The following is a 14383-nucleotide window of genomic DNA, read 5'->3' as shown; positions in this document are numbered from 1 at the left end:
CCTCACGCCGGACGGGCCGTCCCCGTCCCCTTCTCCGCGTCCAGCGCGTACACGCACCGGTCCTTGCTGCACGCGTACACGACCCCGTCCCGTACCACCGGAGAGCCAGTGATCTCACCCCCGGTCGCCAGCTTCCACCGCAACCGCCCGTCGTCGGCCTTGAGCGTGTACAGCAGGCAGTCGGTGGACCCGAAGTGGATCCGCCCCTCGGCGACGGCGGGCGCCCCCACGATGTCCCCACCGGCCTGGAACCGCCACTTGGGCGTCCCGGTGACCGCGTCGAGCGTGTAGAGCCCCTTCCCGCTGCCCACATGGACATGCCCAGCGGCGACGAGCACGGGGTCGATGGAGGACCTGGCCTCGGTGGCGATGCGCCACCGGTCGCGCCCGTCGGCGGCGTCGAGGGCGTAGACCGTACCCAGGTAGTCCGCGAGGTAGACCCCGCCCCCCGCGACGGCGGGCCCCGGCACGAACGTGGGCGGCGACAGGAACGCGGCCGGCGCCTCGAAGTGCCAGCGGACCATCCCGGTGGCGATGTCGACCGACAGCACCCGCGTACCCGCGGAGACGTACACGTTGCCGTCCCCCGAGGGAGTTACGCGTACGGGTACGCCCCCGCAGGAGGCGGCGTCACCGATGGGGTAGGACCAGCGCTCCTCACCCGTACGGGCCTCCAGCGCGCGCAGCCTCGCGTCCTGCCAGACGTACACCGTGCCCTCGTGCAGCACGGGCCCCGCCTCGGGGGACTCGAAGTCGGTCTGGCAGCCGCCGATCTCCCACAGCTTCTGCCCGTTGGACGCCTCCCAGCCCTGCGCGCCGCCGCCGCGCGTACCGGTGACGATCGTGCCGCGCTCGGCCTTGAGGGAGTACACCCAGGCGTCGGTGGGCAGCCGCCACAGGTCGCCGCCCTCGCGGGCGTCCAGCGCGAAGAGGGTGGGCCCGTCGGAGGCGTGGACACGGCCGTCGGCGACCGCCATCGACCAGGCGACGTCCCGCGTCTTGAACCGGCGCCGCCCGGTCGCGACGTCCAGCGCGTGCACCTCGAAGGAGGTGACGTAGACGAGGTCGCCGTCGACCGAGGGCGTCCCCCAGACGTCGTTCGACATCCGGAAGCGCCACGGCCGCCAGCCGGGCGGCGCCTCCGGGGGCGTACTCGGCAGGGCGGGCACACCGGTCGCCCCACCCCCGGGTACTACGGGTACGACAGGGTCGGCGCCGTTGGCACCGGGCCGCACCCGCGTCCATGACCCGGTCAGACCTGGGTCGGGTACGGGGGCCCGTACCGCCGAGGTAGCCCGGATGTCGGAGATCCGCGGCCCGGGACCGATCGGGACCGGCGCGCCCGCGAGCCGTACCGGGCTGGCGTCGGGCGCCCCCATCGGCGCGGGGAACGGCGCGGGCCCGGCGGGCCTCGGAGGTACTACGGGTGCTACGGGTACTACGCCCCCACCCGGTACGACCGGGTCGTGCGCGGGCGGAGGCGGCGGTAGTACGGGCCTACCTCCCAGGTTCACCCCGCCCCCGCTCCGCCCGGAGGCCCCCGCAGGTTTCGGCGGACGCCCGCCCCGGCGGGTCTCGATCATGGTGACGGCCTTCTCCGGCAGCCACGCCGAGGCCGTACCGCTGTCGTCGGACCCGGAGCCGAAGAGGTGCGGCGCGAGCTGCGCCTGGAGGTCGGCCGGGTTGGGCCGGGCGGTGGCCTCCATCTGCATGCACGACTCGATGAGCGGCCGCAGTTCGTCCGGCAGTCCCTCCAGGTCGGGCCCTTCCCGCAACAGCATGAAAACGGTTTCTACCGGATTCGCGCCGTGGAACGGCGGATGCCCGGTGGCCGCGAAGACGAGCATCGACCCGAGCGAGAAGACGTCGCTCGCGCCGGTCACGCTGCGCGAGTCCTTCGCCTGCTCGGGCGACATGTACGCGGGGGTGCCGACCGCGACGTTCGTCATGGTCAGGCGGGTGTTGGAGACCCCGGAGGCGATCCCGAAGTCGATCACCCGGGGGCCGTCCTCGACGACGAGGACGTTCGACGGCTTGAGGTCGCGGTGCACGAGACCCGCGCCGTGGATGGACTGGAGCGCTTCAGCGACGCCCGCCGCCAGCCACCGCACCGCCTGGGCGGGCAGCGGCCCGCAGTCGTTCACTATCTCTTCGAGGGAGGGCGCCGGGACGTACGCGGTCGCCAGCCACGGCACGGCCGCGCGCGGATCGGCGTCCACGACGGCCGCCGTGTAGAAACCGCTTACAGCACGCGCCGCCTCGACCTCGCGCGTGAACCGCACGCGGAAGAGCTGGTCCTCGGCGAGTTCCGTACGCACCGTCTTGATCGCCACGCGCCGGCCCGACGCGGAGCGCGCCAGATAGACCAGCCCCATGCCGCCGGCTCCCAGCCGTCCCAGCACCTCGAACGGCCCGATCCGCCGCGGATCGTGCTGCGTCAGCTGATCCACCACTTGCCTGCCACCTCCCCGTACGGGCCGCGCAAGCCACGTCTTCACGCGACCCCGTGCAGCGTCTCACCACCGCACCGCCATGGCGGCACGCACCCCCGATTGTTCCTGGCCGGGCGGCTGGTTGCGAACCCGGTGAAAAATAGGGCGCTACTTCATCTACCGGAACATTTCTTCCAAATCAACGCCGGATCGCCTTCGAACCGATGCCGATTCACGCCGGTTCGACGCCGAAACGGCGGTTCTCCCGCTGCAACAACGCGAACGACGCCCCTTGATTGTCCGATACGACGGCGGCGATCCCGTAGGACGTCGGGAACGGTCCGGCCTGGACCCGCCCGCCGAGGCGTACGACGGTCCGTACGGCGACGGCGCAGTCCTCGACGCCGAAGTGGACGACGAAGTGCGGGGGCATCTCGGCGGGGAAGACGTCGGAGACGGGGGCCCGGCCGAAGTCGGGCCGGGCACCCTCGCCGAAGAGGGCCTCGTGGAAGAGACCGCCGTAGAACGAGTTCACGGCGTCGATGTCGCGGGCGTACAGCTCGGCCCAGACGAAAGTACTAGGGGTATGACGTACCCCGAAACCAGGGTGGCGCTCCCCCTGCCAGAGCCCGAAGACGGCGCCCTCGGGGTCGGTGACCAGGGCCGCGGTACCCAGTCGGCCGACCGGGAAGGGGGCCATGACGACCTGGCCGCCGACGGCGATGATGCGTCCGGCGGTACGGCGGATGTCGGGGGTCGCGAAATACACCGTCCAGACGGTCGGCATACGACCGTCACCCTTGGGAGCCAGGGCAGCAACCGGTTTCCCGTCTTTTCTGGCCCACAGCGAGCCGCCGTGGTCCATTCCGGGGTCGTCGGGCGCGTCGAAGGTCCACCCGAAGAGCTCACCGTAGAAACGCTTTCCCGCGTCGAGGTCGGGAAGCTGGGCGTCGACCCAGCAGGGGACGCCCTCTCCATAGGCGCCCGCGCCCGCGGCGGCGCCCTCTCCGTACCCCGATGCCCTGTTTTCGGCCATGCGCCCAAAGTAACGGCGGGACCCGCACCGCGCAGACCAGCGGATGCGCCCCGGGGAGTGGAATGCACCCCATTTGGATCGGCCGAATCGCGCTCCGATCACCCCTCGGTAAGCTGACGGCATGACAGGACAAGTGCGTACCGTCGACGGCCGCGTAGCCGGTCGGCGTGGGCAGGCCACGCGGCAGAAGCTGCTGGACTGCCTCAGCGAGATGCTCAGCTCCTCTCCTTACCGGGACGTCAAGGTCATCGATGTCGCCCGGAAGGCGGGCACTTCGCCCGCGACCTTCTACCAGTACTTCCCGGACGTCGAAGGCGCCGTCCTGGAGATCGCGGAGCAAATGGCCGCCGAGGGCGCGGGGTTGACCGAACTCCTCGAAGGCCGCTCGTGGGTCGGCAAGGCCGGCTGGCAGACCGCGCAGGAACTCGTGGCCGGATTCCTGGAGTTCTGGCGGAAGAACGAGGCGATCCTGCGGGTCGTGGACCTCGGCGCGGCCGAGGGCGACAAGCGGTTCTACAAGCTCCGGATGAAGATCCTCAACTCGGTGAACAACTCCCTCGCGGACGCGGTCGCCGAGCTCCAGGCCAAGGGCAAGGTCGACAAGGACGTGAACCCGGCTGCCGTGGCCGGTTCGCTCGTCGCCATGCTCGCCGCCGTCGCCTCGCACCAGAAGGGGTTCACCACCTGGGGCGTGAAGCAGGCCGAACTCAAGCCGAACCTGGCGCTGTTGGTGCACCTCGGCATCACCGGCAAGAAGCCGACGAAGTAGGCGTGCAGACCTGACTCGTCCTGTCTCAGCGGGCGGTGGTTCACCTGGGTGGGCCATCGCCCGTTGCCATGAGACGGAACAGTCTGATCTCGCGCTCGATCCGGGCCTGGTACGTCGCGTACGGCGGCCAGAAGGCGAGCGCGGCCTGCCACGCCGAGGCCCTCTCCTCCCCGGTCAACAGCCGTGCCGTGACCGGGATTTCACGCCCCTTCCAGCTGATCCGCGCCTCCGGGTGGGCGATGAGGTTCGCGGTCCACGAAGGATGCCCCGGGCGGCCGAAGTTGGAGCCGATGAGCAGCCAACTCCCGTCGCCCTCAGGCATACAGGCGAGCGGCGTCCGCCGTTGGAGTCCGCTGCGGGCACCGGTCGAGGTGAGGATCACCCCGGGCAGCAGCTGCGCGCTCAGCAGCACCTTGCCGCGGCTGAGGCGGTGTACGGCGCGGTCGAGCGCGGGGATGACGCGCGGAGCGACTTTGCTGAACCCCCGTGTGGAGGAGACGCGTTGGACGAGCCGGACGCCGATGGTGATCACGCGGTGACCTCCTGTTGCCGGGCGTCGCGGTGGTCGGGGTGCGGGGCGTGCGGCGAGTCGTCGGGGCGCGGTTCGGGACCCGAGGCGTGCGGCGAGTCGTCGGGGCGCGGTTCGGGACGCGAGGCGTGCCGCCGGGAACTCCCCCGAGGGTTCCACTCGCCGCCCGGCCCGTCACCGTGCCCGAACACCCCGGCGCTGTCGGCCGCGTACGCGCGGAGCCGGTGCGGCGGCCCGAACAACAGCGCGTCCCCCACCGCCCGTTTGAAGTACAGCTGCGCGTCGTGCTCCCACGTGAACCCGATCCCGCCGTGCAGTTGGATCCCCTCACCGGCGGCGAGCCGCAGCGTGTCCAGCGCCTGCGCGAGCGCGATCCCCCCGACGGCCTGTCCGCCACCGGCCCAGGCGGCGTAGTAAGCGGCCGAACGGGCGGCCTGCACCTGCACATACACATCCGCGAGCCGATGCTGAACGGCCTGGAACGACCCGATCACCCGCCCGAACTGCTCGCGCTGCTTGACGTGTTCGACGGTCATCTCCAGTACGCGCCCGGCGGCGCCGACGGCTTCGCAGGCGAGGTGGGCGGCGAAGGCGGCGCCGGTCGAGGCGAGGGCGGGCAGTACGTCGATGTCGCTGTTTCCCAACAACTCTGCGGGGCTGTCCCTCAGTTGGACGCGCCCGAGTGGCCGGGTGGCGTCAAGTGCGGTATGCCGCACCCGAGTCACCCCGACGGCATCACCGCGTACGACGAACAGCCGCACCCGCGACCGGGCGAACCCCCCGCAGTGCGCGGCGACGACCAGCACCCCGGCGCTGTGCCCGTCGAGGACGCGCACGACCTCGCCGTAGAGCCGCCAGCCGTGGTGACCGCCGCGCGCCTGTACGCCACCGGAGCGCCCCCCACCGGCCCAGTCGCCGTCGTTCGCGCAGGTCAGGGCAAGGGCCTCGACGGGTGCGGCGAGCGTGGCGGTGAGGTCCCCGGCGGCGATGCGGGGCAGCAGAGCGGCCCGCTGCCCGGCACTGCCGAGAGCCGTGATCAGCGGTGCGGCGAGGACGGAGGTGGCGAGCAGCGGCGACGGCGTGAGGGCACGCCCCAACTCCTCGCCCGCGAGCGCGAGTTCGAGCGAGCCGCAGCCCGCCCCGCCGTACGCCTCCGGCAACGCGAGCCCGGGAAGCCCGAGTTGCCCGGCGAGCGCGCCCCACAGGGCGGGGTCGTACCCGGCGGGCGTCTCCACCGCGGCTCTCAGCTCGGCGGAGCCGCACCGCTTCCCGAGGAGTTCGCGCAGGGTGCGCTGGATCTCGCGCTGTTCGGCGGTGAGGCCGGCGTCCATGTGTCCCCCAGGGCTCAGCAACTGACGATCCGTCATATCAAAGCGCCGACACATATAGAAGAGAGCTGATCTGATGTACCGTCAGATCTCATGACGCGCAAGGTAGCTGTGGTGGGCGCGGCCCTCTCCGACTGCGGTCGCCTCGACGACACGACCCCGTACGCCCTGCACGCCCAGGCGGCCCGCCGCGCGCTGGCGGACGCCGGCCTGGACCGGACCCTGATCGACGGCTTCGCCTCGGCGGGCCTGGGCACGCTCGCGCCGGTCGAGGTCGCCGACTACCTGGGCCTGCGCCCGACGTGGGTCGACTCCACGTCCGTGGGCGGCTCGACGTGGGAGGTCATGGCGTCCCACGCGGCCGACGCGATCGCCGCCGGTCACGCCAACGTCGTCCTGCTGGCGTACGGTTCGACGGCGCGGGCGGACATCCGGGCGGGCCGCCGCACCGGCACCCTGTCCTTCGGCAGCCGGGGCCCGGCCCAGTTCGAAGTCCCGTACGGGCACACGCTGATCGCGAAGTACGCGATGGCCGCGCGCCGCCACATGATCGAATTCGGCACGACCGTCGAGCAGTTGGCGTCGGTGGCGGTACAGGCTCGCGCGAACGCGGCGCTGAACCCCGAGGCGATGTTCCGCACGCCGATCACCGAAGCGGACGTCCTGGACGGCGAGTTGATCGCGGACCCGTTCACGAAGCTGCACTGCTGCATCCGTTCGGACGGGGGCGCGGCTGTGCTGCTGGCGGCCGAGGAGTACGTCCAGGACTGCCGCTCGGCACCCGTGTGGGTGCTGGGGAGCGGAGAGTACGTCTCGCACGCGAGCATGTCGGAATGGGCCGACTTCACGGTGTCCCCGGCTGCGGTGAGCGGACGGATCGCCTTCGAGCGGGCGGAAGTTGGCCCCGGGGAGATGGACTTCGCCGAGATCTACGACGCGTTCACCTACATGACACTGGTGACCCTCGAAGACCTCGGCTTCTGCGCGAAGGGCGAGGGCGGGGCGTTCGTGGAGAAGGGCCGGCTCCTGGTCGAGGGCGGGGAGTTGCCGGTCAACACGGACGGGGGTGGGCTGTCGGCCCAACACCCCGGGATGCGGGGGCTGTTCCTGCTCGTCGAAGCGGTCCGGCAACTGCGCGGCGAGGCAGGGGAAAGGCAAGTCCGCACCCGGGACGGGGACTTGCCTCGGCTGGGGGTGGCGTCGGGGACGGGCGGGTGGTTCTGCTCGTCGGGGACGGTGGTGCTGGGGAGGTGAGCTGGGTCAGCTCTTCAGGTACCCCTCCGCCCCCTCCTTCGGAAGGACCGCCCACATCTTCGTGCCGCCCGTGAAGGTGCTGCTGGGGCCGATGCCCCAGTCGCCGGCGCAGGTGTTGATGACGCGGTCGAGGAGGTCGAGGGCGGTGCAGCGGTGGGTTTCGCAGGCGGACTTGAGGCGGGTGTTGGTGTGCTGGGGGTGGTCGTCGAAGAGGGTGACGTAGAGGGCGTCCTGGCGGTAGCGGAGGGAGAGGTAGATGTCCTTGCCGGGGGTGAAACGGCAGGCGCAGGTGGTGAGTTCGCTGACGGTCTGGACGGCGGCGTCGGTGAGGAGGGGGAGGGAGTGGATGTCGAGGACCGCGCGGGTGATGTTGCGGGCGACGGCGGGGGTCTGGAGGTCGGCGGGGAGGGTGAAGCTGTAGCGGAGGCCGGTGGGAAGGCAGGGGGTGAAGGGGAGGTGGGTGGGGTTGAGGCGGGGGGACCGACAGATTCCGTCTCCGGGCAGGTCGAGGGTCACGGCAACTCCCTTGGGGCGCGTGGGGATTGAGGGGCTCAGTGACTGAGCCATGACCGACTGTAGGGACCCCTTTTCCACGTTGTCCACCGGTTCGAGGAACAATTACACCTCCGGAGTACGAGCTAGGTACGATGAGGCATGGGCACGAGGAGCACGCCGACACAACGGCAGAAGCGTCTGGGCGCGGAGTTGCGGAAGATGCGGCTCGCAGCTGGGGTCACAACGGAGTACGCCGCCGGACTGCTCGGCTTCGACCGGACCCGCCTGTCCAACATGGAGTCCGGGATCCGCGCCTTCCCCGGTGACCGCATCCGCACCCTCGCCTGCAACTACGAGTGCCCGGACGAGAGTTACGTCAACGCACTGCTCGCCATGGCCGAGAACAAGGAACGCGGCTGGTGGGAGAAGTACCGAGGCACCCTCCCCGCCGGACTCCTGGACATCGCCGAGTTGGAATGGCACGCGGCACAGCTTCGAACGGTCCAGTTCATGCACCTGCCCGGCCTTCTCCAGACAGAGGAATACGCACGGGGCATCTTCAGGGCCGTACTGCCCCCTGTCAGCCCCCTGGAAGTCGAACTGCGCGTCGCCCAACGCATGGCCCGCCAGAAGGTGTTCGACCGCCCCACCCCTCTCCCCTACACCGCGTACGTCCATGAAGCGGCCCTGCGCATGCGGTACGGCAAAGCGACCCGGGATCAACTGACGCACCTGGCCGAGCAGTCCGAGCGCGACACCATCGACGTACGCATCATCCCGGTGACCGCCGGCGACTTCCCCGGCGCCGGGCACGCCATGCTCTACGCGAGCGGTCCGGTCCCTCAACTCGACACTGTGCAACTGGACTCCGCGCATGGGCCGGAATTCACAGACGCCGAGGCGCAACTCACGAAGTATCGTGCGCATCTGGACTGGATGGACGCCGCGGCCTTGACCCCGGAGGCCTCACGCGACCTCATCCGCAACGTCGCCCGTGAACTCTGAGGAACACCATGCGCACCGATATCACCTGGGAAGACCCCTTCTGCGGCGAGGGCAACAACTGCTTCAGACTCGGCACCGACGCCTCCGGCAACGCCTACATCGCCGTCGCCGGACAAGAAGACACCCCCCTCACCGACACCCGCGAAGCCCTCCGCGCCCTCATCCTCGAAATCAAGGCAGGGAAAGCCGACCACCTCCTCTAAACCCTCCCCTCCCACAACTACCACCCGACACGGCAACCTTTCCGGCGTCAGTGGCCACTGGTGAGTCAGAGGACCCCTACCTAAGGACTCACCCGTGACCTCCGCTTCACACCGCCGCGGCCGACCCCGGCCCCGACTCCGCCCCGGCGTACTCATACCCCTCATCGCCGTAGCGGGCGTCGCCCTGATCGTCTCGCTGGTCGTCGCCCTCCGGCCCGGCAGCGAGTCCCACGCGGATGACAGGGCCGCGCGGGCCGGGGCGGGGGCCGTCGTCGAGGAGCGGTCCGGCGGGTCCTCCCCGTCCCCCTCAGGTAGCCCGTCCCCCAGTACCTCCGTATCCCCTACCCCCCGTACTTCAGGTTCCCCCTCCCCCTCACCCTCCGCCAAGACCCCCACCCCCAAGCCCACCTCCGCCCCGCCCGCCCGCTCCCAGCCCCAGAGCGGCAGCGGCAGCGGCAGCGCGGGCAGTGGCGACGCCCCGCTCGCCGGCCGTATCGAGCCCGGCCGGACGTACCGGGGCGTCGCCACGTCGTACGACGTCGGCAACGGCGACGGCGCGTGCACCTTCGGGCCGACCGGCGACACGATGACGGCCGCGATGAACACCGCCGACTACGAGACGTCCAAGGCGTGCGGCGCGTACGTGCGGGTCAGCGCGGGCGGCGCCAGCATCACCGTACGGATCACCAACGAGTGCCCGGCACCCTGCGCGCCCGGTCAACTCGACCTGAGTCAGCAGGCGTTCGCAAAGCTGGCGCCTCTGGTCAAGGGCCGGATCCCGATCTCGTGGAGCCTGGTGAGCCCGGCGGTCGACGGGAACGTGTCCGTGCGGTACAAGACCGGGTCCTCGCAGTACTGGTGCGGGATCCAGGTGCTGGGGCACCGAAATCCCGTCGCCCGCCTGGAAGTTCGCGCCGGAGGTGCCTGGACCCGGCTGCCCCGCGCCGAGTACAACTACTTCCTCTCCGAGCAGGGCGCCGGCTGCGGCGGGTCGATCCGGATCACCGACATCTACGGCGAGCAGCTCGTCGTGGACGGCCTCCCCGTGCGGGCGAACGTCGTCCAGCCGACCGGCGCGCAGTTCCGGCAACGCTGAGGGCCGCGTTCATAATCGGCCCATGACCAGCGACTTGCCCCACCTCCTGCGCACCCTCCGGGTCTGGGCGCCCGAGGCCACCCGCCTCCCGGCGTTCGACCCGGACACCGCGCCCGCCACGCCGCTGCCCCTGTTCACGGACTGGTTCGCCGAGGCCGTGGCGGCGGGTGAGCGCGAGCCGCACACCATGTCGCTGGCGACGACGGACGCGGACGGCACCCCGGACGTGCGGATCGTGATGCTGCACGGCGCCGACGAGCGGCACGGCTGGTCGTTCGCCACCCACTCCACCAGCCGAAAGGGCCGCCACCTCGCCGAACGGCCGTACGCGGCCCTCGCCTTCTACTGGCCCTCGCTCGGCCGTCAGGTCCGTGTCCGGGGCCGGGTGACGGCGGCCCCGGACACGGAGTCCCAGGCGGATCTGCACGCCCGCTCGACGGGGGCGCTGGCCGCCGCGCTCACCGGACGGCAGAGCCAAGTCCTGCCGTCGCTCGACGAGTTGGCGGCGGCCTCGGAGGAGGCGTGGGAACGGGCGGTGCGGAACCCCGAGGCCCCCTCACCGACCTGGACTCTGTACCAACTCGCCCCTGACGCGGTGGAGTTCTTCCAGGGCGACGAGCGGCGCAGGCACGTACGGCTGGAGTACCGCCGCAGCGAGGGGAGTTGGGAGAAGGCACTGCTGTGGCCCTGATTCAGAGCGCTGCCAGAACCTCCCGCGCGACCCGCTCCCCCGACCGTACGGCCCCGTCCATGAACCCCATCCAGTAGACGGACGTCTCCGTCCCGGCCCAGTGGATGCCGCCGACCGGCGCCCTCAACGACCGCCCGTACTGGGTGAGTACGCCGGGTGCGGCGATGGAGACGGGGCCGCCGCGCGTGTACTGCTCGTTGTTCCAGCGGTGCAGGGCGAAGGAGGTCGGGGTGGCGGCCTTGGCGCCGAAGTAGGTGGTGAAGTCCTTGAGGACCGCCGCCCGCACCTCGGCCTCGCTCGCCGCGTCCAACTGCCGTGCCTTGTCGGCCTCGATGAAGCCCATGAGGGCGCCGAAGGACGCGTCCGGCGGGGAGTTGTCGAACGTCGAGCTGATCACGCCGCTGTCGCTGACGACTTGGCCGTTGAGACCGTCGGCGCGCCAGAACGGCGTGTCGTAGATCGCGATCGCCTTGGCGACGGAGGCCATCGGCAGGCGCTGCGTCAACTGGTCGCGGGCGGCGGGCATCAGGGGGTCGTACGAGATGCGCGCGGCGAGCGGCGGGGGTACGGCGACGATCACGCGGGACGCGGTGACCGTCGTGCCGTCCGCCGAAACGACGTACCGGGAACCGGACTTGGCGATCGAGCGGACCGGCGCGTTCAGGACGACGCGGTCGCCGAGGGTCGCGGCGAGCTTGATCGGGACCTGCTGGGAGCCGCCGACGAACCTCAACTCCTGGGCGCCCTTGGCGGTTTCGGTGAGGCGCTCCAGGGTGCCGGGGTGGTCCGCGTCGCCCGCGCCGGCGATGTAGTACAGGACGAAGAGCAGGGAGAGTTCCCGGGGTTCGGCCGAGAAGATCGACGTACAGGCCACGTCCAGCAGGAACTTGGCGGACGGGACGACCGCGTTGGCGCGCAGCCAGGTCTCGAAGGTCTGGCGGTCCCATTCGTCGGCCTTGGGCGCGGACCAGGGCGCGTCGACGGGGACCTGCTTGGCCATGTCGTTCAACGAGGCTTGCACGATGGCCGCGTTGGCGAGTCCGGCGAGGTCGACGGGCGGGACCGAGCCGAGGGCGCCGTCGGTGGCGTACGGGGTCTTCTTGCCGTCCTTGTAGAGGAGGTTGTTGCCGGTGTTGTAGGTCGCGAAGGTGTCGACGCCGAGGGAGTCGGCGAGCGCCTTCATGCGGGTCTGCGTCGGGCCGATGAACTCCCCGCCGCCTTCGGTGACTCCGCCGTTCGCGAGCTTCAGGTTGAGCACCCGGCCGCCCACCCGGTCGCGGGCCTCCAGGACGACGACGGACTTCCCGGCCGCCACGAGGTCGCGGGCCGCCGTCAGCCCGGCGAGCCCGGCGCCGACGATCGCGACGTCGACGTCACGGGTGGCGGTCGCCGCCTGCGCGGAGGCCGTACCGGCAGCCGTCGCGGCGAGGGTGAGGGCGCCCGCGCCTCCGATCAACTTCCGGCGGGAGAAGGGTCTTTGGCTTGCCACGTGCGGCCTCCGGGGGGTGGTCGGCAGAACTCTGCGCAACTTGCCGGAACGGGAAAGCTGAGAATTGTTCACGTTCCAGCGCGCATTCTGGCGACTCGCGGCGCCGCGCGACAGTTCTGCGGCCCCGCCCACCCGTCACATCCGACACATGTACAACACCCGCACTACTGCGATGAGTTGAGGTTCTCTACGCCCGTAGGTCCCGGGCGATCCGGCGGGCGATGCGCTCCGCGTCCATCCCCACCTCGCGGAACGTGCCGCTGATCGGCGTGACGAACCCGGTGAAGTACAGCCCCGCCGCGTTCTTCGGCGTCCGTGCGCCGTTCACCACCGGCCGCCCGGCCTCGTCCAGGACGTCGAGGTGGCCGACGAGCCCTTCCAGCGCGCGGGAGTACCCGGTCGCGGCGATGACGGCGTCGACCCGCACCCGCTGCCCTCCGGCGAGCAGGACCTCGTCCTCCTCGAACCCCTCGACGGCGCCCACGACTTCGACCTTGCCCTTGCGGATCGCGCTGATCAGGCCGACGTCCTGGACGGGGATCGCGCCCGCCTTGGCACGGCTGTAGAGGCCGGTGCCGGGCCGGGGGAGGCCGTGCTGCGAGAGGTCGGGGATGCTCAACTTGGCCATCGGGCGGGCGAGTCGGTCGACCACGGCGGCCGGCAGCCGGCGTACGAGGATGCCGGTGTACTGCGCCGCCCAGCCGGCCGTCGAGCGGCGCACGATGTGCGGGACCGTCCTGACCGCGAGCAGCACCCGGGCCGCGCCGTTCTCCACCAGGTCCACGGCGATCTCGGCGCCCGTGTTGCCGACGCCGACGACGAGGACGTCCTTGCCCTTGTAGCGGGCGCCGTTGCGGTACTCGACGGCGTGCGTCAACGGGCCGGTGTACGACTCTCGCCCCGTCCAACCAGGGAGGTACGGGGTGTGGTTGTAGCCCGTCGCGACGATCACCGCAGAGCCGGTCAGCTCGCGTCCCCCCGTAGCTCTCAGGAGCCAGCCGGTGTCGTCGGGGGCGCGCTCGACGCCGGAGACCTCGACGCCCGTGACGATGTCCAGCTCGTGGTGCTCGACGTACTTCTCCAGATACCGGACGACGTCCGCGCGGGCCACCCAGCGGCCGAACTTGCGCGGCATCGGCAGCCCCGGCAGGGCCGAGAGGCGCCGGGTCGTGTGCAGATGCAGACGGTCGTAATGGCGGCGCCAGGAATCGCCCACCCGGTCGGCCTTCTCCAGCACGACCGCGCGGATGCCCCTCTGCTTCAGCGCGTACGCCGCGGCGAGACCGCCGGGGCCGCCTCCGATGATGTAAACCGGGCGGTCGGCCGGGGTGGGGGCGGTGTGCCGGGACTGTATCGGCGCTGTTGATTCGCTGGATTGTGCCATAGTCGCGAGCTTGACGTGCTCCCTGGCCTAAAGTCCAGGGAATCCGGCCTGGGCCGTTTGTCGGCCGTTCCGGTGGCTTCCTGCTTCACCGCGCTGTGCGGGCACGTGTGCCCGTCTTACCGGCGCTCCACAGGCGTTTGGCGTCTCCGCCCGCCCGGCGGCGACGATACGGCGTCCTTCGAAGAGGACGTTGCGGCCCGCGTTGTGGTCACGGTCGTGCACAGTTCCGCACGCGCCGCACGTCCACTCCCGGACGTGCAGCGGCTTGGGGCCGTCCCGGAACCCGCAGGCCGAGCAGACCTGCGAGGACGGGAAAGCGCGGCCCACCTTGACGAAGGCACGGCCGTGCCGGGCCGCCTTGTACTCCAGCATTCCGGTGAACGCGGACCATCCCGCGTCGTGCACGGACTTCGCGAGCCGGGTACGGGCCAGGCTGGACACCGCGAGGTCCTCCACATACACCGCTTGGTTGTCGCGGATGATCTGTGTGGATGCCTTGTGGTGGAAGTCCCGGCGCCGGTCCGCCACCGTGGCGTGCTGGCGTGCGACCTTGACACGGGCCTTGGCCCGGTTCTTCGACCCCTTGGCCTTGCGGGACAGCTCCCGCTGGAGGCGCCGGAGTTTCTTCTCGGCCCGGCGCAGGAAACGCGGACTGGCGATCTTCGTCCCGTC

At 70.9% G+C, this 14383-nt stretch carries 14 protein-coding genes; 6 read left to right on the top strand and 8 right to left on the bottom strand.

Features of this window, described 5'->3' with window-relative positions:
• Positions 1-2: 2 nt before the first annotated feature.
• Together PV682_RS29065 and PV682_RS29060 are read right to left on the bottom strand one after the other, a co-directional pair.
• Positions 3-2453, bottom strand: a complete 2451-nt coding sequence (locus PV682_RS29065; RefSeq protein ID WP_319734761.1) for a serine/threonine-protein kinase — start codon at positions 2451-2453, stop codon at positions 3-5.
• 211 nt (positions 2454-2664) lie between these two features.
• Complete coding sequence (locus tag PV682_RS29060; protein ID WP_319734760.1) at positions 2665-3468, bottom strand: VOC family protein; 804 nt, start codon at positions 3466-3468, stop codon at positions 2665-2667.
• Between the two features lie 133 nt (positions 3469-3601).
• Here PV682_RS29060 and PV682_RS29055 point away from each other — a divergent pair, with 133 nt between their 5' ends.
• On the top strand, positions 3602-4237 hold the full coding sequence (locus PV682_RS29055; protein WP_109362023.1) for a TetR family transcriptional regulator: 636 nt from the start codon (positions 3602-3604) through the stop codon (positions 4235-4237).
• A 40-nt stretch (positions 4238-4277) separates the two neighbouring features.
• Here PV682_RS29055 and PV682_RS29050 read toward each other — a convergent pair whose 3' ends face one another.
• Together PV682_RS29050 and PV682_RS29045 are read right to left on the bottom strand one after the other, a co-directional pair.
• Complete coding sequence (locus tag PV682_RS29050; protein WP_319734759.1) at positions 4278-4769, bottom strand: nitroreductase family deazaflavin-dependent oxidoreductase; 492 nt, start codon at positions 4767-4769, stop codon at positions 4278-4280.
• Positions 4766-6097: an acyl-CoA dehydrogenase family protein gene (locus tag PV682_RS29045; RefSeq protein WP_319734758.1), complete on the bottom strand. Its 1332-nt coding sequence runs from the start codon at positions 6095-6097 to the stop codon at positions 4766-4768. Before PV682_RS29045 ends, PV682_RS29050 begins: the two co-directional genes overlap by 4 nt.
• 90 nt (positions 6098-6187) lie before the next feature.
• On the opposite strand from PV682_RS29045, the gene PV682_RS29040 reads away from it, so the two are divergent.
• Positions 6188-7348, top strand: coding sequence for a thiolase C-terminal domain-containing protein (locus PV682_RS29040; protein WP_319734757.1), 1161 nt, complete (start codon positions 6188-6190; stop codon positions 7346-7348).
• Between the two features lie 6 nt (positions 7349-7354).
• On the opposite strand, the gene PV682_RS29035 is transcribed toward PV682_RS29040, so the two are convergent.
• Positions 7355-7864 carry an ATP-binding protein gene (locus tag PV682_RS29035; RefSeq protein WP_319734756.1) on the bottom strand — a complete coding sequence of 170 codons (510 nt, stop codon included), beginning with the start codon at positions 7862-7864 and terminating at the stop codon, positions 7355-7357.
• Positions 7865-8002: 138 nt separating this feature from the next.
• On the opposite strand from PV682_RS29035, the gene PV682_RS29030 reads away from it, so the two are divergent.
• From PV682_RS29030 to PV682_RS29015, 4 genes are all read left to right on the top strand, one after another.
• Entirely contained in the window at positions 8003-8848 is an 846-nt protein-coding gene (locus tag PV682_RS29030; protein WP_319734755.1) for a helix-turn-helix domain-containing protein, read from the top strand.
• An 8-nt stretch (positions 8849-8856) separates the two neighbouring features.
• Positions 8857-9051 carry a hypothetical protein gene (locus tag PV682_RS29025; protein WP_319734754.1) on the top strand — a complete coding sequence of 65 codons (195 nt, stop codon included), beginning with the start codon at positions 8857-8859 and terminating at the stop codon, positions 9049-9051.
• A 94-nt stretch (positions 9052-9145) separates the two neighbouring features.
• Complete coding sequence (locus tag PV682_RS29020) at positions 9146-10147, top strand: expansin EXLX1 family cellulose-binding protein (protein ID WP_319734753.1); 1002 nt, start codon at positions 9146-9148, stop codon at positions 10145-10147.
• 22 nt (positions 10148-10169) lie between these two features.
• Complete coding sequence (locus PV682_RS29015) at positions 10170-10838, top strand: pyridoxine/pyridoxamine 5'-phosphate oxidase (protein WP_319734752.1); 669 nt, start codon at positions 10170-10172, stop codon at positions 10836-10838.
• A 1-nt stretch (position 10839) separates the two neighbouring features.
• On the opposite strand, the gene PV682_RS29010 is transcribed toward PV682_RS29015, so the two are convergent.
• The 3 genes from PV682_RS29010 to PV682_RS29000 form a co-directional block, all read right to left on the bottom strand.
• Positions 10840-12327 (bottom strand): flavin monoamine oxidase family protein, encoded by a 1488-nt coding sequence (locus PV682_RS29010; protein WP_319734751.1) that lies wholly within the window; start codon positions 12325-12327, stop codon positions 10840-10842.
• A gap of 187 nt (positions 12328-12514) precedes the next feature.
• Positions 12515-13711: a flavin-containing monooxygenase gene (locus PV682_RS29005; protein ID WP_319734750.1), complete on the bottom strand. Its 1197-nt coding sequence runs from the start codon at positions 13709-13711 to the stop codon at positions 12515-12517.
• Positions 13712-13738: 27 nt separating this feature from the next.
• The coding region (locus tag PV682_RS29000; RefSeq protein ID WP_319734749.1) for an RNA-guided endonuclease TnpB family protein at positions 13739-14383 on the bottom strand (645 nt) is incomplete at its 5' end.

The sequence above is a fragment of the Streptomyces niveiscabiei genome (assembly GCF_033794345.1).
GTDB classification, from domain to species: Bacteria; Actinomycetota; Actinomycetes; order Streptomycetales; family Streptomycetaceae; genus Streptomyces; species Streptomyces niveiscabiei.
Note: the sequence above shows the minus strand (reverse complement) of the source record. Positions and strands in the feature narration are given on the sequence as shown.